This window comes from Thermotalea metallivorans, assembly GCF_001562415.1.
GTDB lineage: Bacteria > Bacillota > Clostridia > Peptostreptococcales > Thermotaleaceae > Thermotalea > Thermotalea metallivorans.
The window spans coordinates 1-21,442 of record NZ_LOEE01000055.1; the positions used below are offsets into that span (position 1 = coordinate 1).

Annotated in this window: 21 protein-coding genes and 1 other annotated feature; of the genes, 19 read left to right on the plus strand and 2 right to left on the minus strand. The window is 39.9% G+C overall.

All coding sequences use genetic code 11. From position 1 onward, the window contains the following. The first annotated feature begins 178 nt into the window (after nt 1–178). The 14 genes from infC (at nt 179) to AN619_RS11760 (ending at nt 15,002) form a co-directional block, all read left to right on the plus strand. Complete coding sequence (gene infC, locus AN619_RS11700) at nt 179–688, plus strand: translation initiation factor IF-3 (RefSeq protein ID WP_456300648.1); 510 nt, start codon at nt 179–181, stop codon at nt 686–688. A gap of 24 nt (nt 689–712) precedes the next feature. Beyond that, nucleotides 713–910, plus strand: a complete 198-nt coding sequence (rpmI, locus tag AN619_RS11705; protein ID WP_068557172.1) for a 50S ribosomal protein L35 — start codon at nt 713–715, stop codon at nt 908–910. A gap of 28 nt (nt 911–938) precedes the next feature. Further along, entirely contained in the window at nt 939–1,298 is a 360-nt protein-coding gene (gene rplT / locus AN619_RS11710; protein WP_068557175.1) for a 50S ribosomal protein L20, read from the plus strand. Between the two features lie 295 nt (nt 1,299–1,593). Continuing rightward, the gene (locus AN619_RS11715) at nt 1,594–2,244 is read left to right on the plus strand and encodes a potassium channel family protein (protein WP_068557176.1); all 651 of its coding nucleotides are present in this window, start codon (nt 1,594–1,596) and stop codon (nt 2,242–2,244) included. A gap of 17 nt (nt 2,245–2,261) precedes the next feature. Next, nucleotides 2,262–3,104 (plus strand): TrmH family RNA methyltransferase, encoded by an 843-nt coding sequence (locus AN619_RS11720; RefSeq protein ID WP_157065005.1) that lies wholly within the window; start codon nt 2,262–2,264, stop codon nt 3,102–3,104. Between the two features lie 82 nt (nt 3,105–3,186). Further along, entirely contained in the window at nt 3,187–3,279 is a 93-nt protein-coding gene (locus AN619_RS16725; RefSeq protein ID WP_083525108.1) for a YqzL family protein, read from the plus strand. 9 nt (nt 3,280–3,288) lie between these two features. Continuing rightward, nucleotides 3,289–3,505 (plus strand) — a binding site (T-box leader). A 158-nt stretch (nt 3,506–3,663) separates the two neighbouring features. Next, nucleotides 3,664–4,683 carry a phenylalanine--tRNA ligase subunit alpha gene (gene pheS, locus AN619_RS11725; protein ID WP_068557181.1) on the plus strand — a complete coding sequence of 340 codons (1,020 nt, stop codon included), beginning with the start codon at nt 3,664–3,666 and terminating at the stop codon, nt 4,681–4,683. A gap of 51 nt (nt 4,684–4,734) precedes the next feature. Then, nucleotides 4,735–7,134 (plus strand): phenylalanine--tRNA ligase subunit beta, encoded by a 2,400-nt coding sequence (gene pheT / locus AN619_RS11730; protein ID WP_330382082.1) that lies wholly within the window; start codon nt 4,735–4,737, stop codon nt 7,132–7,134. 468 nt (nt 7,135–7,602) lie between these two features. After that, entirely contained in the window at nt 7,603–8,175 is a 573-nt protein-coding gene (gene zapA / locus AN619_RS11735) for a cell division protein ZapA (protein WP_068557183.1), read from the plus strand. A 115-nt stretch (nt 8,176–8,290) separates the two neighbouring features. After that, nucleotides 8,291–10,756 (plus strand): DUF3656 domain-containing U32 family peptidase, encoded by a 2,466-nt coding sequence (locus AN619_RS11740; protein WP_068557185.1) that lies wholly within the window; start codon nt 8,291–8,293, stop codon nt 10,754–10,756. A gap of 33 nt (nt 10,757–10,789) precedes the next feature. Further along, nucleotides 10,790–13,168: an endonuclease MutS2 gene (locus AN619_RS11745; protein WP_068557186.1), complete on the plus strand. Its 2,379-nt coding sequence runs from the start codon at nt 10,790–10,792 to the stop codon at nt 13,166–13,168. A gap of 15 nt (nt 13,169–13,183) precedes the next feature. Further along, nucleotides 13,184–13,537 carry a hypothetical protein gene (locus AN619_RS11750; RefSeq protein ID WP_068557189.1) on the plus strand — a complete coding sequence of 118 codons (354 nt, stop codon included), beginning with the start codon at nt 13,184–13,186 and terminating at the stop codon, nt 13,535–13,537. A 15-nt stretch (nt 13,538–13,552) separates the two neighbouring features. Further along, the gene (locus AN619_RS11755; protein ID WP_068557191.1) at nt 13,553–14,011 is read left to right on the plus strand and encodes a DUF523 domain-containing protein; all 459 of its coding nucleotides are present in this window, start codon (nt 13,553–13,555) and stop codon (nt 14,009–14,011) included. Nucleotides 14,012–14,234: 223 nt separating this feature from the next. Next, nucleotides 14,235–15,002, plus strand: a complete 768-nt coding sequence (locus AN619_RS11760; protein ID WP_068557192.1) for a hypothetical protein — start codon at nt 14,235–14,237, stop codon at nt 15,000–15,002. Between the two features lie 192 nt (nt 15,003–15,194). Here the strand turns inward: AN619_RS11760 and AN619_RS11765 are convergent, their stop codons facing one another. Then, nucleotides 15,195–15,719 (minus strand): hypothetical protein, encoded by a 525-nt coding sequence (locus AN619_RS11765; RefSeq protein ID WP_068557194.1) that lies wholly within the window; start codon nt 15,717–15,719, stop codon nt 15,195–15,197. Between the two features lie 411 nt (nt 15,720–16,130). On the opposite strand from AN619_RS11765, the gene AN619_RS11770 reads away from it, so the two are divergent. Beyond that, nucleotides 16,131–16,430 carry a hypothetical protein gene (locus AN619_RS11770; protein WP_068557197.1) on the plus strand — a complete coding sequence of 100 codons (300 nt, stop codon included), beginning with the start codon at nt 16,131–16,133 and terminating at the stop codon, nt 16,428–16,430. Nucleotides 16,431–16,627: 197 nt separating this feature from the next. After that, complete coding sequence (locus tag AN619_RS11775; protein WP_068557199.1) at nt 16,628–17,215, plus strand: GerMN domain-containing protein; 588 nt, start codon at nt 16,628–16,630, stop codon at nt 17,213–17,215. A gap of 199 nt (nt 17,216–17,414) precedes the next feature. Here the strand turns inward: AN619_RS11775 and AN619_RS11780 are convergent, their stop codons facing one another. Continuing rightward, nucleotides 17,415–18,431, minus strand: a complete 1,017-nt coding sequence (locus AN619_RS11780) for a permease (RefSeq protein ID WP_068557201.1) — start codon at nt 18,429–18,431, stop codon at nt 17,415–17,417. Between the two features lie 188 nt (nt 18,432–18,619). On the opposite strand from AN619_RS11780, the gene AN619_RS11785 reads away from it, so the two are divergent. The 3 genes from AN619_RS11785 (at nt 18,620) to AN619_RS11795 (ending at nt 21,363) form a co-directional block, all read left to right on the plus strand. Then, complete coding sequence (locus AN619_RS11785; RefSeq protein ID WP_068557203.1) at nt 18,620–18,883, plus strand: rhodanese-like domain-containing protein; 264 nt, start codon at nt 18,620–18,622, stop codon at nt 18,881–18,883. A 188-nt stretch (nt 18,884–19,071) separates the two neighbouring features. Further along, nucleotides 19,072–19,803 (plus strand): metallophosphoesterase family protein, encoded by a 732-nt coding sequence (locus AN619_RS11790; protein ID WP_068557205.1) that lies wholly within the window; start codon nt 19,072–19,074, stop codon nt 19,801–19,803. A 600-nt stretch (nt 19,804–20,403) separates the two neighbouring features. Then, a complete protein-coding gene (locus tag AN619_RS11795) occupies nt 20,404–21,363 on the plus strand; it encodes a PstS family phosphate ABC transporter substrate-binding protein (protein ID WP_068557207.1) in 960 nt (319 codons plus the stop codon). The last annotated feature ends 79 nt before the right edge of the window (nt 21,364–21,442 follow it).

Sequence of the window (21,442 nt, forward strand, 5' to 3'; positions counted from 1 at the left end):
GGATTCACTACTCTAACTAAAAGGCTTTCTATGTGATATTAATCCTGATGAACCGCCGGATACGGGACCGTATGTCCGGTGGTGTGAGAGGACGGTAGATAAATTAATTATCTACCTCCTACTCGATATATGATGATATACTTGTAGTTTTGATGAAAAATTTAGGAGGTGGCCAATTATTAAAGATTTAGAATTAAATGAACAAATTAGGGACCGGGAAGTAAGACTGATCGATACCGATGGAGAACAGCTGGGGATTATGTCAGCGAAAAAAGCGCTGGAAATTGCAATGGAGAAGAGGCTAGACCTGGTGAAGATTGCACCCCAGGCAAAACCGCCCGTCTGCAGAATCATGGATTTTGGAAAGTATAAGTATGAGCTTTCCAAAAAGGAGAAAGAGGCAAAGAAAAAGCAGAAAGTCATCAATGTGAAAGAAGTTCGTCTGAGTCCAAGCATTGAAGAACATGATTTGAACGTAAAAGCGAACCACGCCATCAAATTTTTGGAAAGCGGCGATAAAGTGAAAGTTACCATAAGGTTCAGAGGTAGAGAAGTGGGCTATGTGGAATTGGGCCAAAAGGTTATGGACAGGTTTACCGAGCTCGTTTCCGAAGTGGGAACCGTAGAGAAAAAGCCGGTAATGGAAGGGAAAAACATGACAATGGTCCTATCGCCAAAGAATAACTAAAGTCTTCGAGGGGAGGAAACAATCATGCCAAAAATGAAAACACACCGTGGCGCAGCAAAAAGATTTAAATTAACAAAAGATGGTAAGATTAAGAGAAGCAGGGCTTTTAAGAGCCATATCCTGACAAAAAAGACTGCCAAGAGAAAGAGAAATTTAAGAAAAGCTGCGGTATTAACAAGTGCTGATCAAAATAGAATCAGAAGATTATTACCATACGCATAGAATAGAATTGTAAAGGAGGTAGACATATATGGCAAGAGTGAAAAAAGCGCTGAACGCAAAGAAAAAGCATAAGAAAATTTTAAAGCTTGCAAAGGGCTACTATGGGGCAAAAAGTAAGCTTTTCAGACCTGCAAATGAAGCAGTGATGAGATCTTTAAGATTTGCATATATAGGCCGTAAGTTAAGAAAAAGAGATTTTAGGAAGTTATGGATTGCAAGAATTAATGCCGGTGCCAGAATGCATGGCATGTCATACAGCAGATTTATCAACGGCTTAAAAATGGCAGGCATCGAAATCAATCGAAAAATGTTGTCTGAAATGGCTATCCATGATGAAGCCGGATTCAAACAATTGGTAGATGTGGCAAAGCAAAAGCTTAACGCTTAATATATAGACTCTTTACAGAGTCTATTCAGTCTGTAGAAAAATAAGTAAGAACCATTGAGATTTAGGCTTCGTCGCGAATCAGCAAGCTGCTTTTTTCCTTATTTTTTTATTTAGAAAAGCGGCGCAGGTCTGAACAGGAAGGCAAATCTCAAGGGTTTGTCTACAAGCTAAATAGACTCTTAAATAGACTCTTTACAGAGTCTATTTTTCTATGATTTTGAATAGATGATTTTGCAAACAGACAAGATAGTGTTATAATCATTTTATGGTGGAAAAGGGGTAAAGGGGTGATCCTATGAAACAGTTTGCAGTAATCGGTTGTGGAAGATTTGGGTCCAGTGTGGCGAGAACGCTCTACGGATTAGGCTACGATGTGATGGCGATCGACAGAAATGAGGATGTGATTCAAGGCATTGCTAATGCCGTAACCCATGCAGTGCAAGTAGATGCAACGGACGAGACATCCCTCAAATCCTTAGGACTTAGAAATTTTGATGTGGCTGTCATTACCATAGGATCGGATATACAGTCATCCATATTGATTACTCTTATTGCAAAGGAGCTAGGGGTGAAATATGTGGTGGCAAAGGCGCAAAACGAGCTTCATGCAAAGGTGCTATATAAAATTGGTGCAGATCGTGTAGTATTTCCTGAAAGGGACATGGGTATGCGGGTGGCGCATAACCTTGTATCTTCAAATATTCTAGATTATATTGAATTGGCACCGGATTACAGCATCGTAGAGATTTCTGCATTGAAAGAATGGGAAGGGAAAAGTTTGAAGGATTTGAACATGAGGGAGAAATATGGCATGAATGTGATGGCCATCAAGCACGGGACAGAAATCAATATTTCGCCAAATGCTGCGGATGTGATTAGAAAAGAAGATGTGTTGGTGGTTATCGGACATAATGATGATTTGCAAAAAATTGAACGAAAAGCATAGTAGGTGGGGTGGAAGCCTTGATTATCGATATAAGCTCCCAGGAGAATCCCGTGGTGAAGCATGCAAAACAATTGTCCAAGAGAAAATTTAGAGAGCAGCATAAGGAATACCTTATTGAAGGAATCCGTATTGTGAGGGATGCCATGGAAAACAATCAAACGATAAAAACCATCTTGTTTTGTGACGACCTCTATCATACGGCCGGGGGGGAAGATTTGGTGAGATGTCTTGCGGAGAAAGGCTTCAAACTTTACAGATTGCCTGATAAAATGTACAAAGAACTGTCGGGCACTCAAAATCCTCAAGGAATTATGGCTGTACTGCCTTTTGAGGAATATTATCCTGAAGATGTACTGATGAAAGATAAGGGTTTTTATCTCATTTTAGACAGAATTCAGGATCCTGGCAATATGGGTACGATCATCCGGACGGCGGATGCAGCCGGTGTAGACGGTGTATTTGTTACAAAGGGATCTGTAGATATATACAACGGGAAGACGATTCGGGCCACCATGGGATCCATTTTTCATCTGCCCATTGTTCATACAGGCAGTACCAGTGAAACCATAGCAATGTTAAAGAAAAAGGGCGTTAAAGTTTTTGCCGCAAGCCCAAAGGCAGAGAAATATCATTATGAAGGCAATTACGTGGGGCCCTGTGCCATCATCATCGGCAATGAAGCCAATGGAATTCTGTGGGAAGATATAGAAGCTTCCGATGTTCTCATCAAAATACCCATGATGGGCAAGGCTGAATCTTTAAATGCTTCCATCGCTGCTTCTATTGTGATGTATGAAGTAGTAAGGCAGAGATACCAAAGGAGTATATCGTCAGAAAATTTTAAAATTATTACACAATAGTCACTGTATAATTCTTGTAAACCTTTTTTTCCTGTGCTATAATGTATATAAAATCAGCCAGTGAAAAGGGGTGTGGGCAAATATGTTTGCCACAAAGGAATTGTTTTGGAAACTTTTTATGTTAACTGGTAATATCAATGCTTATCTAGCTTATAGAGAGCTTGCAGCTAATTAGTGAATATAGCGATCGGTTATGATAGAGAAGAGTAGGATGTGGATTGACTTACAGAGAAGAAATGCCATAGGCTGAGAGCATTTCTAAGTTTCAAAGCATCTGAAGTTCCCTCTTGAACTATAGAATTGAAAGTTTTAGTAGATTCTATCGGTGGACGCCGTTAAGTCGAATGAGTGGTTGGTTTCAACTATTAGGGTGGTACCGCGGAGAAGTCTTCGTCCCTTTGGGATTGAAGATTTTTTTATTGTGTTTCTCGGGAGCGCTGCAAGGGATGAGCCGAAGGATCTGTTTTATGATTTTTCATTGCATACTTTATACTGAATTTGGCCATGAAAATAATACATGGGAAATATTGATAATATCAATAGGGGAAGGAGAATGAAAATGAGAGAAAAACTCGAACAAATACAGTTATTGGCCTTGAATGAAATCAAACATGCCCAATCCATGCAGGAATTGGAGCAGGTTCGAATCAAATATCTAGGCAAAAAAGGAGAACTGACGGCTGTTTTAAGAGGAATGGGAGCCCTGACAGCGGAAGAAAGACCTGTAGTAGGGCAAATAGCCAATGAAGTAAGGGAAGCCATAGAAGATGCATTGGGTCGTGCCGTAGAGGATGTAAAGCATAGGGAGAAAAATGCAAGGCTGGCTACAGAAACCATTGATGTTACTATACCGGGAAAAGCCCCAGAGATTGGCTGTAAACACCCTTTAACTGTGGTGCTGGATGAAATTAAAGAAATTTTCTTAGGGATGGGCTTTAAGATTGCCGAAGGGCCGGAGGTAGAAACGGTATTCTATAATTTCGATGCATTAAATGCACCCAAAAATCACCCGTCCAGAGATTTAACCGATACTTTCTATATTACCGATGAGATTTTGCTGCGGACCCAGACCTCCCCGGTTCAGGTGCGAACGATGGAGAGAATGAAGCCACCCATTCGGATTATATCTCCGGGCAGATGTTTCCGGCGTGATACCCCTGATGCCACCCATTCTCCTATGTTCCATCAGGTAGAGGGACTGGTCGTGGATAAAAATATTACCATGGCAGATCTGAAGGGGACTTTGGATCTCTTTGCAAAACAATTGTTTGGCATTGGCACAAAGACAAAATTTAGGCCTCACTATTTTCCTTTTACGGAACCCAGTGCCGAAGTAGATGTGAGTTGTTTCAAATGTCAAGGTGCAGGATGCCGCATGTGTAAAGGAAGTGGATGGATTGAAATTCTTGGAGCAGGTATGGTACATCCCAATGTATTGAAAGTGTGCGGAATTGATCCGGAAATCTACAGTGGTTTTGCCTTCGGTATGGGATTGGACCGGATTGCCATGTTGAAGTATGAGATCGATGACATTCGATTATTTTTTGAAAATGATATGCGGTTTATCAAGCAATTTTAATTTTCCAATGGGAAATCTGAATAAAAAGCTGAGAAATGAAGGAGGTATATCATGATGTTTGTGCCGTTGAAATGGTTAAGACAATATGTGGATATAGATGGAATAGATGTGGAGGAATTGAGCAACGGGCTGGTTATGTCGGGTTCCAAAGTGGAAAGGGTGGAAGCCTTAGGTGAAGAAATCGATAAGGTAGTGGTGGGAAAAATACTGGAGATTCGAAGACACTCCAATGCTGACAAACTTTTGGTAACCAAGGTGGACGTAGGTGGCGAGATTATTCAGATCGTAACGGGAGCCGATAATATTGCAGTGGGCCACTATGTGCCGATTGTGCTGGCTGGTGGGACCCTTCCCGGAGGAGTAAAAATAAAAAAAGGAAAACTGAGGGGAGAGGAATCCAATGGCATGATGTGTTCTGCCAAGGAATTGGGCATTTCCGATAAGGTCATCCCATCCTATCAGAAGGACGGCATCTATATTTTGGATCAATCTTATCCGACGGGTGCTGATATCAAGGAGATTTTAGAGATCGAGGGACATGTAATTGAATTTGAAATTACGCCCAACCGTCCCGACTGTCTTAGCATGTTGGGTATAGCGAGGGAAACGGCGGCTACTTTTCATTTGGCATTAAAATATCCTGACATCAAGATCCATCAGGAATATGGAGATGTCCATGAATTTGCTTCTGTAGAAGTACGAAATACCCAACTGTGCAGAAGGTACGTAGCCCGTGTGGCAACGGATATTGTAATAAAACCTTCTCCGGAATGGATGCAGCGAAGATTGATGGAGGCTGGTGTAAGGCCAATCAATAATATTGTGGATATAACAAACTACGTGATGCTGGAAATGGGTCAGCCCCTTCATGCTTTTGATTTAGATATGCTGGCCGGAGGGAAAATCATTGTAAAGGAAGGAGAAGAGGGTGCTACCTTTAAAACTTTGGATGAAGTGGAGAGAAAATTAGACAGCCATATGCTCATGATATGTGATGGAGAAAAGCCTGTTGCCATCGCGGGTGTCATGGGTGGGGAAAATTCGGAGGTAACGGCCAATACCAAGGCTATTCTCATCGAATCAGCCAATTTTTCTGCCGACAACATAAGATTTACATCGAAAAAACTGGGGCTTAGGACAGAAGCTTCTGTTCGGTTTGAAAAAGGTGTAGATCCTAATATCTGTTTGGCAGCGGCAAACAGAGCATGTCAACTGATTGAGGAATTGGGTGCAGGCAGGATTGTCAAGGGTGTTATCGATATATATCCTGAAAAACTGGAAAGAAAAACAATAGAAGTAAGAACTCAACGGGTGAATGGTTTGTTGGGAACTACCCTGACATCGGAGGAAATGGCTGATATTCTCAGAAGGCTTGAGATGGAGGTGATCATAGAGGGGGAGGTGCTGTCCGTTGCCGTGCCTACTTTCCGTCAAGACGTGGTTGAAGAGATAGATATTGTGGAAGAAGTGGCTAGAATCTATGGTTTTCATCGCATAGGGGTTACCCTTCCCAAGGGAAATTCCCAAGGGGCAAAGACCAATGGACAAATGATCGAAGATTATACAAAAATACTGTTCAATGCTGTTGGCCTTACAGAAATAGCCACATATTCTTTTGTAAGCCCGAAGGGATTTGACATGATTCGATTCCCGGAGGATAGCTTTAAAAGGAGAGCAGTAAAGCTGATAAATCCTTTGGGAGAGGAAAACAGTATTATGAGGACGACCTTGATGCCAAACATGTTAGAGGTTTTGGCCAGGAATTATAGCCGCAAGGTAGATCGGGTAAAAGCCTTTGAAATCGGAAGAATATTTATTCCCTATGATATTCCCGTGGATCGGCTGCCGATCGAAAAGAAAGCCCTTGCCTTAGGCATGTATGGTAAAGAAGTAGATTTCTACACCATCAAAGGAGTTGTGGAAAGGGTTTTTGAAAAATTAGGGATTGTGGGCATTGAATTCATACCGGAGAGGAATCATCCCACCTTCCATCCGGGAAGATGTGCAAACATTGTACTGGAAAATCATATTTTGGGAGTCGTGGGGGAGGTTCATCCTGATGTGGCGGAAAATTATGGTTTGGAGGTTCGAACATATCTGGGAGAGATTGATTTTGACATCATACTGCAGGTAACAAGACTTGAGCGAGTATACAAACCATTGCCCAAGTATCCTGCCATCACAAGAGATATTGCCCTAGTGATGAAAGATGAAATATATGTGAAGCAAATTGAAGATGTGATTCGGGAAAATGGGAAACCGTTGCTGGAAAAAGTCCAATTATTTGATATCTACAAAGGAAAGCAGATTAAGGAAGGATATAAGAGTGTAGCCTATGCCCTTACCTATAGGGCTGAGGACCGTACCCTTACCGATGAAGAAGTGGTAAAAGTCCATGATCGGATACTTGCACAATTAAAAGAAAAACTGGATGCACAGCTGAGGGATTAAAAGATCCGGCAGAATCTTTCTGTCGTAGCTAGTTAGACAAACCCTTGAGATTTGGCTTTCTGCTCAGACCTGCGCCGCTTTTCTAAGCCCAAAAAACAACAAAGTCTTCCGTTGGAAGATTTCAAGGAAGATTTTGTTGAAACCCATGACGGAAATTATGACTTATCTACAATTCATGGAAGCACATAATTTCCTATGTGTTATAAGGAAAAAAAGCGGCTTGCTGATTCGGGACGAAGCCTACATCTCAAGGGTTCTTGCTTATCCTTGAAATGGATAGATGTTCCTATGAAATTTCTTGCATATAAGCCGCGGGCAGTATTTATTTCATCCTGCAGATATACTATAATGGAAGTATATGATCATTAGGTTGAGAAGAAATTTGCAGGCTTAAGGGAAAAAAGAAGGAAATACTGTTCTTTTACAGAATTTATATAGGAACCCAATCCATATGAAGGAGAGATAGGGATGAGCAATAGGAATAAAGTGGTTGTCAGGATCTATGGGCAAGAATATACCATGGTTGGCAGCGAACCACGGGAATATATGCAAAAGGTTGCAAATTATGTGGATGATAAAATGGTGGATATTGCAAAGAAAAATAAGAAGTTGAGTACTGCCATGATTGCAGTATTGACTTCATTGAATATAGCCGATGAGTACTTTAAACTGAAAGCACAGTTAGAAGCTTTGGAAAAGGAAGCAATGCAGCCTTTGTATGAATTGGATCGGGTGCGAGGTCAATTGGCAGCGGTTACGGCGGAGGCAGAAGCCCAATGCATGGAATATAGAGAGATTATCCATAGCTTGGAAGAGGAGATCAAAAAACTTTCTGCCGATGGACAGGGAAACCAGGTGCTGTGGAAGGAAAACGAGGGGCTAAGGGAAGCTTTGCATGAAAAAGACCAGGAGATAGAAAAAATCAGAAAGATAAATGAAGACTTACAAAACAAGTTATTTGATATGCAGATTAAGTATGTGCAGTCAAGAAAAGAATTGGAAGCCTTTATCGAAAGCTTTGACGGAGAAGGGAAAAAATAATTCAATATCTTTTCATGGTGCGGTAGAAGTAGTGATATAATAATATTACTACTTTTTCGTATTTTATAGGTTTGCAACTTAGAAAAATATTTGTAAAAAACAGGGGATGAGAAGTTTGAGACAAGTAGAATTGTTGGCGCCGGCAGGTAGTTGGGAAGCTTTAGTTGCAGCGGTACAGAACGGTGCAGATGCCGTCTATATAGGCGGAAAAGCCTTTAGTGCCAGGCAAAATGCCAGTAATTTTGATGCAGAAGAACTAAAAAAGGCAGTGGCCTACTGCCATATACGGGGAGTAAAGGTGTTTGTAACGGTAAATACCCTAGTAGCCAATGAGGAATTGGAGGCATTAGCTAAATATTTAGCTTTCCTATACAACCAAGATGTGGATGCTGTAATTGTACAGGATTTGGGTGTGGCCAAGATGGTGAAGGATTTTTTTCCCGACTTTGAAATCCATGCCAGCACCCAAATGTCAGTTCACAATGGAGAAGGGGTAAAACTTTTGGAAGACTTGGGCTTTCAAAGAGTGGTGCTAGCCAGGGAAATGTCTTTGGAAGAAATTAAGGCCGTGCGAAAGCATAGCAATGTGGATCTGGAAGTATTTATCCATGGAGCTTTATGCGTTTGTTATTCAGGTCAATGTCTCATGAGCAGTATGATTGGTGGGAGAAGCGGAAACAGGGGTCGATGTGCACAACCCTGCAGGATGCCCTACCGCCTTGTGGACATGGAAAGGGGCAGAGAGCTGAAAAGCCAAGAGGGAGACTATCTTTTAAGTCCTAGGGATTTAAATACGTTGGAAAATCTTCATAGAATTTTGGAAACAGGAGTGAAATCTTTAAAAATCGAAGGAAGATTAAAAAGACCGGAATATGTAGCTACGGTGGTAGGAGCCTATAGAAAGGCTATCGACCAATATTTCCATACCCTGTCCAAAATAGAGGCAGATCCAGAGACATTAAAAGATGTAGAACAAATCTTTAATCGAAAATTTACCAAAGGATATATCTTGGGGGACTGGGGAAGAAAAATCATGAGCTTTGAAAAACCCAGCAATCGTGGAATAAGGGTCGGGGAAGTGGAGTTCTATGACAAACAAAGAAAAAAGGTGCGGGTGAAGCTGGAGGCTGTCCTTCATAAAGGGGATGGTATAGAGATATGGACGGAGAAGGGAGATAGTCCGGGCACCGTGGTGGAAGGATTATTTGTAGACGGAGAAAAAAGGGATCGAGGCAGAAAAGGGGAAAGAATTGAGATAAGTTTCAAGCATGCGGTGTCAAAGGGACAGGCCGTATATAAAACTTCCGACATCCGTCTCTTGCAGCGGGCGAAGGAAAGCTACGAGGGAGTTGAGAAACAAATTCCTATTCACGGTGTTTTTCAAGGGAAAATCTGGGAAAACTTATCCCTTGCTCTATGGGATGAGGAGGGAAATCATGTTTGGCAGCAGGGAGATTATGTGGTGGAAAAAGCTCTCCATCGGCCTATAGGAGAAGACCGGGTCAGGGAACAATTGATAAAACTGGGGGGTACACCCTATGTATTTGAAAGTCTTGAGATTTGGTTAGATGAAGGGGGAGCCATCCCTATAGGTGAGATAAACAGACTGAGAAGAGATGCAGTACAACAGTTGGATGAGTGCAGAGCAAATCGGCATAGAAGGAAAAAAATTGAAGGGGACGGGATGAAACAAAAATTAGAGAAATGGCTTCCATACCGTCATGTCGACGGAAATAGAAACATCAGTCTTAGAGTAACGGTAAACAGTTTGCAGCAGTTAAAAGCAGTGTTGACCTTTGATGTGGATCGCATCTATTATACGGATACAGGAAGACTGGAGGAAGCTTTGGCATTGGTAAGGGATCGAAAGGTGGAGCTTGTTCCTGCCTTTTCCAGAATCACTGACGAACAGAATCTGGAAGAGATCAAGGAAATACTTATGAAGCATCATGATCTGCAAGGTTTGCTGGTTGCCAATCTGGGGATTTTGAATCTGACCAAGAAAATGAACTATAAGCCAATCTATGGGGATTTTTCCTTGAATGTTTTTAACAGCGGGGCTGTGGAATTGTTGTATCGTATGGGCCTGGATGAAGTGGTCCTCTCACCGGAACTGACTCTGAAACAGATTAGGGAGATTCTCACCAATGCTCCTATTCCCTGTGAAATTATTGTACAAGGGTATCTGCCTTGCATGGTGATGAAATACTGTCCTACTACTGCCGTGATGAGCAGGAGAGGAGAGCAGGAGAACTGCAGTTTGTGTAGAAATAGTAGGTTGGGCATTAAGGATCGGATGGGGATGATTTTTCCCATCATCACCGACGATCATTGCAGAACCCATATATTGAATTCTCAAAGTCTTTGTCTGATTGAACATATGGAGGAGATTCTGGATGCCGGAGCTGTCAATTTGAGGATTCATTTTACTATGGAGGATCAGGAGGAGATAAGGGAAACACTTCAGGCCTATAGGGAAGTGATTGCCCATGGCAAAATAACTGCTCAGGCGGAAGGGTTTCTCCACAGGATGAGGAAAAAGGGCCTCACCAAGGGACATTTTTACAGGGGTGTATTGTAAAAAGAAAAAATGCAAATGAATGAGGAGAGAAAAATGAACAGTAGAACTTTAAGGGTATTAGAATTTGAAAAAATTAGAAATATGTTGCTGGAAAAGGTGGAATCCGGTTTGGGGCGAGAACTGGCTGAAAAACTGGAACCTTCTGCAGATTATGATACGGTGGTGGCATGGCAGAAAGAAACCAGTGAGGCCGCCAGTCTTTTGATTCAAAGGGGAAACATTTCCCTAGGAGGTATTCATGACCTGTCTTATCATGTAAGAAGGGCAGAGATCGGCTCCTTCCTGTATCCAGGTCAATTGCTGGAGGTAAGCGATACCTTGCGGGCCGCCAGAAAATTAAAAGCTATGTTCAAGGAATCAAAGGAAGGGGAAGGAAGGTATCCCATTCTTGAAAACTATATCGGTCAACTCAATACTATGAAGACCATAGAAGATCGCATCCAAGAATGCATTATCAGTGATGAGGAAATTTCCGATCATGCAAGTCCTACCCTAAGGAATATTCGGAGGCAGATGGAGGCAAAGCATGCTGCCATACGGAATAAGCTGAATAGCATTATTTCGTCCTCTCAAAACCAGAAATATCTCCAGGAGGCCATTATTACCCAAAGACAGGATCGATATGTGGTACCTGTAAAGCAGGAGTATCGGTCTAATTTTCCCGGATTGATTCATGATCAGTCATCCAGCGGAGCCACCCTTTTCATTGAGCCCATGGCCATTGTGGAGTTAAACAATGAATTGAGGGAACTCAAGGTAAAGGAACAAATAGAGATTGAGCGTATTCTTAGGGAATTAACGGCTCTGGTGGGAGAAAAGGCTTCGGAAATCAGAGAAAATCAAGAGATTCTGAAGCAACTGGACTTTATTTTTGCAAAAGGACGATTGTCTGTGAAGATGAGGGCCATAGAACCGGAATTGAATCCTCAGGGATATCTTCGGATTAAAAATGGCCGGCATCCTTTATTGGATGAGAAAAAAGTAGTGCCGACAAATATTTGGAATGGAGACAGCTTCAGCACCCTCATTATTACGGGACCCAACACAGGCGGAAAGACTGTTACCCTAAAGACAGTAGGACTTTTGACTTTGATGGCTCAATCGGGACTTCATGTGCCTGCTGATTTTGGTACGAAGCTGGCAGTTTTTCAACAGATTTTTGCTGATATTGGGGATGAGCAGAGCATCGAGCAGAGTTTAAGCACCTTTTCTTCCCATATGACCAATATCGTAGAAATTCTCAACCAAGTGGAAAAAAAAGCCCTGGTGTTGTTGGACGAGCTGGGAGCAGGAACAGATCCTACGGAGGGAGCGGCCTTGGCCATGGCCATTCTGGACTATCTATATGCCTTAGGGGTAAGGACGATTGCCACAACCCACTATACGGAGCTCAAGCAATATGCCTTGACAACGAAGGGTGTGCAGAATGCATCGGTGGAGTTTGATGTGGAAACTTTAAGCCCTACCTATCGTTTATTGATCGGAGTGCCGGGAAAATCTAATGCCTTTGAAATTTCAAAAAGGTTAGGCTTAAGTCAAAATATTATCGACAAGGCAAAAGAATTTATTTCCAAGGAAGACATAGCCTTTGAAGATATATTGGCAACCATTGAGAAAAACAAGCAAATTGCAGAACAGGAAAAGGAAGAAGCTATCCGATTGCGGCTGATGATTCAGCAGCAAAAAGAGGAATATGAAAGAAAACTTGGGAGATTAGAAGAACAGAGGGAAAAAATTCTTCGGGAGGCCAGGGAAGAGGCCAGAAAGATTTTGAAGGAGGCAAAGGAAGCATCCGATCAGATTATAAAAGAATTAAGAACCTTGTCACAGGAATTGGAAGAAAAAGAAAAAAATAGAAGAATTGAAGAAGCGAGAAAGAGTTTGCGAGAGAAGCTGGACCATGTGGAAGGAGGCCTAGGGGTGAAGATGATTTCTCCTGTGTCTACAAAGCCTCCCAAACAGTTAAAACCAGGGGATACGGTTGTCATTTTAAGTCTGAATCAGAAGGGCAGCGTAGTGACGGCTCCCGATGAAAACGGGAATGTAATGGTCCAAGTGGGGATCATGAAGATCGACGTAAATATCGAAAATTTAAGGTTGGATAAGGAAGAGAAAGAGCAGGCAAGGAAAACAGGTACAGGGAAAATCGTAAAGAGCAAAGCCGAGAACATTCAAACTTCTATTGATTTAAGGGGTCAGGTTTTGGAGGAGGCCTTGCTGAATACCGATAAATACCTGGATGATGCCTATATTGCAGGCCTTCACGAAGTTACTATTATTCACGGAAAGGGTACCGGTGTCCTTCGAGACGGCATAAAGCAGTTGCTGAGAGGCCACAGAAACGTAAAATCCTTTCGAGAAGGGGCCTATGGCGAAGGCGGAGCCGGTGTAACCATTGTTGAGTTGAAATAGAAAGGGAGAAGGAGAATGCTAGGCAGGTTGGCTGGATTTATTTTATTGCTTTTATGTTTTTATGTGTTCTATTTGGGGTCTCTTTGGGATAGCCATATGATGACCCTCCTGGGAATTGCCCTGGGTGTAGCATCGGCAGTCTTGATTGTAATCAGCCGGATGAAACAGAACCTGGTTTTGTTGGAAAGTTATAAGACCCAATTGAGGGAGTTGTCCAAGAAGCCAGATGATCCCATACTGATGGAGAAAGCTTATCGTGCCGGAATGGAATACTACAAGAGCAAGCGGGACAATCGAAAACTTTTGCCCATGGATGAATACGCCATACAGCGGGATATTGCCAGTGCAGCAAATAGAAAAAAGGCATAGAATGGGGAGAATTTTATGATCATGGTGAGTGCATGTTTAGCAGGGTTAAACTGCAGATATGACGGGGGGAACAATGGGTTGGAGGAGATAGAAAAACTGGTGAAGGAAGGGAAAGCAGTACTGGTATGCCCTGAGCAATTGGGAGGCATGCCGACACCGAGGATTCCCTGTGAGATTGTCCATGGAGATGGGGCAGAAGTGCTGGAAAGGAAAGGGAAGGTCATCAATCGCAACGGGGAAGACATGACGATTTATTTTATAAAAGGAGCGGAGGAGACGCTAAAAATTGCAAAGCTATATGGAATACGGACTGCCATCCTGAAGGCCAGAAGTCCGTCCTGCGGGAAAAAGTGTATCTATGACGGAACTTTTTCCAAAAAATTAAAAAAAGGAGAAGGAGTTACGGCGGCATTGCTAAAAAAGCATGGCATTTTACTGTTAGATGAGGAAGATTTCAGGGAATATATGGAGTAGAGAGGTTTTCAAGGAATACGAGGGGGAATACCCATAAAAACAGATGCTGTAAGATATCTCATGCCTCCCATACCAAGGGGCATGATTTTTTTATTTTGACAAAAAAAGTTTTTGGGAGAAATGGTAATTTTTCATTTCAAAATACATCTTTATAAGTGTAAGGCGAAACAAACTGGCCAGGGAGTAGAAGTCTTACCAAAATATAAAAAGGAGATGTTTCATTATGGCAGGTTATAGAATTGGAGTAAAAAGATATGTACAATATGGCAATTTGCCAAATACAATTGCAGGTGCAAGAGCTACTTTTACCGTTCCTTCTAATTCAAATCTAAATACTGTAGGAAGTACAGGCAGTGTTTTATATTTCTTAGCAAATGTCAATGCAGCTACTGGATATTGTGGAAATATGGACGGCGGGATAGTCAAAAGAGGAGATAGAGGAGATAAATGGTATGCATTTATGCAAGGAAACTGTGGCCTAAAATGGTATGAAAAAGAAATTCCATCACCGGAGGGTAGAGATGTAAATGTAAAGATGTTAGCAAGGAAAACAACTAGTGGAGGAGTTGATTTGTACTATTTGGAGTTATTTATAGATGGGGTTTTACAACTTTCAGCTGTTGAATCAAACACCACATACATTGCAAGTATCTATAATGATCCAATAATAAAAACCTCAACGGAGGTTACTGTAGTACCTGTAGCTAACAATTGGTCTAACTTTAATAATACAAATACGAAAGGACAGTCTTTCATTAAATCTGCAACCTTTAAAAATGCCTATCCTCTAGATAGAAATGGCAATGATTATGCTGGTGGTGATCATGCGTCTGTAAAAAGCAATGACAGTGATTTTCCTGCAACTTGGGACTACTACAAAAGAAAAGCAGTTGTTGACTCCGTCAATAAAGTATGTACAATTTCTAGTTCTACTCAAACCAGTATGATTCTTGGTACTGTAGATATAAACCAAGCAGGTAAAATATTCTAATAAAAGGGTTGTATATAAATGCATAAATACGATGCATAAATAAAAAACCGTGCATAAAAGGGATTCTTCCACCCTGAACTATGCACGGTTTTAATATACTAAATTTATAAATATTTGTTTTGGGACAGGCCCTTTATTATTTGCTTACACTACGAATATATCCAAGCTAAAAAAAATAAAAACAAATAGATTTTATTCTACGATGGGTCCGTAACTTGCTTCCTTAATCTCTCCTTCTTCTGATAAACAACATCTAAAACTGTATTTTTCAAACTCTCCCTTAGCGTTAAGATATTCAAAAGTATCTTTTACAATTATTAGATTATGTGCTTTATATATGTTTTCATAATTTCTAGGAAATTTTAATATAAGTTCATTTCTATTTGGATATGGAGATATTCTTCCAAATTCTCCTGCTCCTCCGATAGTTTCAGTAGCCTTAGTATAATAAAATTCCTTTTCTTTTTCAGTAAGCTCTTGTCTTTCTTCATTAGCAAGCTCATACTCAAGTCGGTCAAAACTATCTCCAATAAAATTCATTTTGTCTTCATTTTGTTTTATTAGATCGGTGTGGGCTATTCTCTGTTTTTCACGTTCTTCATTAGCAATTTTAATATTATGTTTATTTATAGCTATTCCCAAAATACATAGGAGGATTAGCGCTATAATGAATGATATAGGTGGAAAGTTTTCTTTATTGATAAATCTGTTTGTCAAATAAATCCCTCCCTTGACATTGCCTTTGCATGCCTGGCGGCAAATAGGGCAAGAATATAAGGTTTTTTGTTGATAATCTTGTACTATACATCCAGCTATTACCCCCTTAGAAAAAACATGTGTTTATAATTACAATTATATACATAAAACAATAGAAAATAAACATTATTTTTGGAAAAATATACAATATTATTAAATATACACCACTTTACAAGTAATGTAGTGATTTAAAAACAATTCCATAAAATAACAAAATCAGACACCTAAATCCTAGGATAAGTTTGACTGTTATGCTAAGCATTTTGACCATACTAAAATTAAGGTCCTGACAACAAATGAATCGTCAAATAGTGACAATGAAGATACGAGCAAAGCATTACAATTTATCGAATAAGATGGAATATTGAAGTAATGTTCTATCAACACAAATTCTTTTGGTCCTTCGGCAACTATATGGTCAGAAACAAGGATGCAATCGAAAGATACGTTAACCTATTGGCTATTGCCTATACTTTTACCTGTCGGTTGCCTTTTATCGATAAGAAATATGCTGAGTATCAGTTTAAAAGTCCTCAACTAGTGAAAAGGGCTGTAGGTGAACAAATTACTAAAGAATTAATATTTGATACTTTCGTATCCAGCTTCGAAAGTGCCAAAATTTATTCAACCGTTAAAGAAGCTGTGCAGAGCTTCCTTACAAAGATCAGGTAGCTTAGTCAAACTTGTAAAGTGGTAATATTATTATATTATTAACAAATATTTACTAAATATAAAATTTCTAATTGATTAAAGTCTTGTTGAAATGCGGCATTGCTAAAAAAGCATGGCATTTTGCTGTTAGATGAGGAAGATTTTAGGGAATATATGGAGTAGAGAGGTTTTCAAGGAATAGAAAAGGGGGAGTACCTATGAAAAAAAGAATGTTGGTTTTGCTTTGGATCCTATTGATTGTAGGGTTGTGGGCAGCCGGATGCACCAAAGCCGATAAGGGACAAAAAACGCAAAACAACAATCCGCCGCCTTCCAATCAAGAGGCAACAGAGACGACGGAGGGAGAAAAGGAAAAAGAGATAGACTATGTTTTATACCTGAGACACAAGGAAAAGCCTTTCTTAATGGATGAAGCCTATAGTATTTCCACGGCCGATGATCGTCTGAAGGACCTCTCATTTGAAGAATTTATTGTGAAGGAATTGATCAATTTCCAAGGATTTGGCGAATATATAAATCCTATACCGAAGGGAACCAGGCTCCTCTCTTTGGAGAAGAAGGAGAAACAAGTGGTTGTAAATCTTTCAAAAGAATTTGTGAAAGGACAAAAAGGAACAAGCAACGATACCCTGTTGACCCTTGCTACCATTATTAACTCTCTGACGGTACTGCCGGATGTGGAAGAAGTTCAATTCATGATAGAAAGTAAAATTGTAGAGAATGTAAACGGAATAGATATCAGCAAACCTTTTGCATATATCCAAGGATTGTATCCGGACAAATAAACATGATCTAAAGTATTCGACTTGTAAACAGCATCCATTGCTGGTTCTAAAAATCTCCAAGGGAAAAAAGTTCTAATGACAAACAGTCGCTGTAAAAAAGAATCATGCTCCGGTATACCAAAGAGCATGATGCTTTTTTACAATACATAGGATATGATGCACTTCAATTCATAAGACCCTATGCATTCATCAATTCTGCTTATATAAAAATATATGAGAAAGCATTAAATAGATATCCAATGAGGACAATACCTGCTGATACAATGGCTACAAAAATTGCCAAAAGTTTAGGCTTTACCACCTTACTTAGCATAATCATCGAAGGCAGTGACAGAGCTGTTACAGCCATCATAAAGGACAGCACTGTGCCCACGCCTACTCCTTTTGCGAATAGGGCTTCAGCTATCGGCAGGGTGCCGAATATATCAGCATACATCGGAATGCCCACTACAGTAGCAAGCAGTACTGCAAGTGGATTATTGCCTCCGGCTACATTTTCTATGATTGGTTGGGGGACCCAGTTGTGAATTGCTGCTCCTATGCCAACACCGATAAATACATACAGCCATACCCTTTGGATAATATCCTTGACCTGCCCCTTTGCATAGGATATTCTTTCTTCATGGGTCATTTCAATTACGTCAACATCCATACTTTCTATTTCTCTTACATATCCTTCCACATATTTTTCAAGACGTAATTTATCAATGAATGTTCCTCCAACAACCGCTAAAATTAAACCTACAACAACATAGGCAATGGCAATTTTTGCACCAAAGAATGACATGAGCAATAGCAATGATGCCAAATCCACAAGGGGCGAGGATATCAAAAACGAAAAAGTTACTCCCAACGGTAATCCGGCTGCTGTAAAACCTATAAAAATAGGTATACTGGAGCAACTGCAAAAAGGCGTTATAGTCCCAAGCAATGCCCCCAGTATATTTCCTTTTATGCCTCTGATTCCTCCGAGAATCTTCTTTGTCCTCTCCGGTGGAAAGTAACTCTGGATATAGGATATAACAAATATTAAAGTGGATAATAATATAAAGATCTTTATGGTATCATAGATAAAGAAGTGGATGCTTCCACCTAGTCTGTCATCAACGGATAAGTCCAACACCTTTTCCACAAGAAATCTTACAAGTTCTGAAAGCCATTTCATTTTTAATAGTTGATCATTTAGCCAGCCAAACTTTAGTGCTAATATATTCATATAGAATCCCCCTTAATTTTCTTAGAATTTTAGCTGTGCATGTGAGATTGTATAAATGATTATAATTTTAATACATAATCATATACTTATATAATGATATAATTATAGTATATTTATTTTTTATATCTGTCAATAGGAAATTGAATATTTTAAAAAGATTTACTGTAAAATACAAGGGGGAAGAAAAAGTGGATCATTTGAAAGGACTTTCTTCTAAAGAAGCATTTACACTTCTTTGCCATGGAGGAGCAGTGGTTGTGGATATCAGACCGAAATATGAAATCAATTATCGTGTCCTTGATATATCCAAAGTGTATCTACTTGCTTTGGATACTTACAAGGAAAAATTTTCTGAAATTCCAAAAGATAAGTTATTGATTGCTGTCGATAATGTAGGGCTTAAAAGTCCAGAAGTTGCAGCTTTTTTCTTGAACAAGGATATTCACAGGTGAGTTATTGAATAGGCGGGGTGGTAGCATGGGATCGGGACAGATATCCTTTAAAAAAGTCAGGAATATGCGCTTCAAGGAGGATGTGTGTGCAGACTTAAGCCTAAAAAATACCACAAATAGGAAAGTTGCACAGAAGCTATATGATGAAGAAGAAATTCAATAAGTGATGTAGAGGGGAGATATCGAAAATGACAACAAGATTAGCCTTTATATCGGATATTCATGGAAATGAGGAAGCCTTAAAGGCAGTGTTGGAGGATATTTCAAAGCGATCTATAGATTTTCAGCATGTGTACGCTTTAGGAGATATTGTGGGGTATGGACCCAAGCCGAATGAGGCTATTGCACTGCTTCAAAGGCATGGCATTCGGTCGGTGCTTGGAAACTATGATGAGGCTGTAGGCTTTTTTTTGCCTACTTGCGGATGTCATATTACATCAAAAGAAGATCAAGCTCGGGTTCAAAACGCATTGAACTGGACGGCCAGATATACTACAGAGAGCAATAAGGCTTTTCTCAGAGAATTGGAAGAGCAGATAATTTTAGAGATAGAAGGATGGAGAATCTTATTAAACCACGCCAGTCCATTTTCTATCAATGATTATGTATATGAAAAGGATGAAGAAAAACAAGAGGAAATTGCTTTAGAGATAGAAGAGGATATGATCGTTCATGGACATACCCATTATCCTTATTACAAGCAAGTTAAGGGAAAATGGTTTATTAATCCGGGAAGTGTGGGAAGGCCAAAGGATGGCGATCCTAGAGCTTGCTACTGCATTGTAGGCCTTGAACAGCAGCCTACAGTAGAATTTGTCAGGGTTCTCTATGATGTAGAAAAGGTTGCAAAAGAAATTGAAGCATCAGAATTATTAGATGTCTTTGCTCAAATTTTAAGACAAGGCAAAGACATAAAATAAAAAAGTTATAAAAAGACATCCCTTGATCATTGGAAATTTTGAGGGGATGTTTTTTTATTTTGCAGTTTAGGGATTTTATAAAATGGTGTGGTGTGTATGATTGACAATCTCCAGAAGATTAGTCTTACACATAAGATAAAATACAAAACTATTTAACAAAGAATTAACACAAAAAAATATTTACATATCATAACATCATGATATAATTATATAGCAAAGATAAAATCCTTTTCATTCTTAAGTTTTAAGGCTTCCTCATATCCTTCCAAATTCTGTTCCCTATTTATTTTGAATTTTGAGGAAGCCACCCCTATTTTTTCAAAGAGGTGATCTCCATGAACCAAAATCTAAGCAATATCTATTTGATTATGGCAGTGACAATTATATTTTTTTGCCTAGGATACATCCATTATAAATCAATTATTAAGCGTAGTGAACAGCTAATGGATAAGTGGATGCCTATTAACAAAAACTTAACGCAGAGTAAACAAAAACAAAACAAATAGATCATGATAAAGTGATATGATGATATTGTCTATGGAAATAGGAAATATTTCCTAAAAACATAAAATGAAAGCATATGGAAGGGAGAATGAACACATGAAATTATTGAAAAAGAAAATGGCAATTACAGCTATGATTCTAGCACTTATCATGCTTGCATTGGCAGGATGCGGCAGCAAATCAGGAAACCAGTCCCATCAAGAACCTGCAGTACAAGAAGCAAGGCTTTCAGGAGAAATTAAAATTGACGGATCTTCTACGGTGTTCCCTATTACGGAAGCGATAGCGGAGGAATTTATAGCTATGTATCCTGAGGTAAAGATTCCTATAGGGGTGTCCGGGACAGGAGGCGGTTTTAAAAAATTTGTTAACAAAGAAACAGATATCAGCAACGCTTCAAGACCTATCAAAGACAAGGAAGCAGAAGCCGCCAAAGGGGCTGGGGTAGAATATATTGAATTGAAAGTAGCTTATGACGGACTTTCTGTATTAGTAAACCCTCAAAATACATGGGTGGACTCTTTAACTGTCGAAGAACTAAAAAAGATTTGGGCACCGGACAGTACAGTAAAAACTTGGAAGGATGTTAGACCTGAGTGGCCGGCAGAAGAAATCAAATTTTATGCTCCGGGAACTGATTCTGGTACCTTTGATTATTTTACAGAAGAAATCAATGGCAAAAGCGGAGCGATTCGGCAAGATTTTGTTGCAAGCGAGGATGACAACGTACTGGTACAGGGCATTGCCGGAGATAAAAACGCATTAGGGTTTTTTGGTTATGCTTATTACGTTGAGAATAAAGATAAATTAAAAGTGGTAAAGATTGATAATGGCAACGGCCCTGTGGAGCCGACTTTTAAAACAATCCAAGATGGAAGCTATGCACCGTTGTCAAGGCCTATTTTTATCTATGTCAACAAGGCAGCTTTGGAAAGACCGGAGGTAAAAGAATTTACAATTTTCTATTTAGAAAAAGCAAAAGAGATTGTGCCTCAGGTAGGTTATGTAGCACTGCCTGACGAAGAATACAAAAAAGGATTGAGCCTAGTAAAATAATATTGAGAAATTACAATAGCAAAAGGAATTTATAGCCAACAAAAGCGCCTTCAAAGGAATTATTTGGAGGCGTTTTACA

Bases quoted from the DNA above. Each gene is read 5' to 3' on its own strand.
- rplT (WP_068557175.1), top strand. From the start codon at position 939: ATGGCAAGAGTGAAAAAAGCGCTGAACGCAAAGAAAAAGCATAAGAAA.
- AN619_RS11775 (WP_068557199.1), top strand. From the start codon at position 16,628: ATGAAAAAAAGAATGTTGGTTTTGCTTTGGATCCTATTGATTGTAGGG.
- AN619_RS11760 (WP_068557192.1), top strand. From the start codon at position 14,235: ATGGCAGGTTATAGAATTGGAGTAAAAAGATATGTACAATATGGCAAT.
- AN619_RS11745 (WP_068557186.1), top strand. From the start codon at position 10,790: ATGAACAGTAGAACTTTAAGGGTATTAGAATTTGAAAAAATTAGAAAT.
- pheS (WP_068557181.1), top strand. From the start codon at position 3,664: ATGAGAGAAAAACTCGAACAAATACAGTTATTGGCCTTGAATGAAATC.
- AN619_RS11715 (WP_068557176.1), top strand. From the start codon at position 1,594: ATGAAACAGTTTGCAGTAATCGGTTGTGGAAGATTTGGGTCCAGTGTG.
- AN619_RS11755 (WP_068557191.1), top strand. From the start codon at position 13,553: ATGATCATGGTGAGTGCATGTTTAGCAGGGTTAAACTGCAGATATGAC.
- AN619_RS11750 (WP_068557189.1), top strand. From the start codon at position 13,184: ATGCTAGGCAGGTTGGCTGGATTTATTTTATTGCTTTTATGTTTTTAT.
- pheT (WP_330382082.1), top strand. From the start codon at position 4,735: ATGATGTTTGTGCCGTTGAAATGGTTAAGACAATATGTGGATATAGAT.
- zapA (WP_068557183.1), top strand. From the start codon at position 7,603: ATGAGCAATAGGAATAAAGTGGTTGTCAGGATCTATGGGCAAGAATAT.
- AN619_RS11795 (WP_068557207.1), top strand. From the start codon at position 20,404: ATGAAATTATTGAAAAAGAAAATGGCAATTACAGCTATGATTCTAGCA.
- AN619_RS11780 (WP_068557201.1), bottom strand. From the start codon at position 18,431: ATGAATATATTAGCACTAAAGTTTGGCTGGCTAAATGATCAACTATTA.
- AN619_RS16725 (WP_083525108.1), top strand. From the start codon at position 3,187: ATGTTTGCCACAAAGGAATTGTTTTGGAAACTTTTTATGTTAACTGGT.
- AN619_RS11770 (WP_068557197.1), top strand. From the start codon at position 16,131: ATGTTCTATCAACACAAATTCTTTTGGTCCTTCGGCAACTATATGGTC.
- AN619_RS11790 (WP_068557205.1), top strand. From the start codon at position 19,072: ATGACAACAAGATTAGCCTTTATATCGGATATTCATGGAAATGAGGAA.
- rpmI (WP_068557172.1), top strand. From the start codon at position 713: ATGCCAAAAATGAAAACACACCGTGGCGCAGCAAAAAGATTTAAATTA.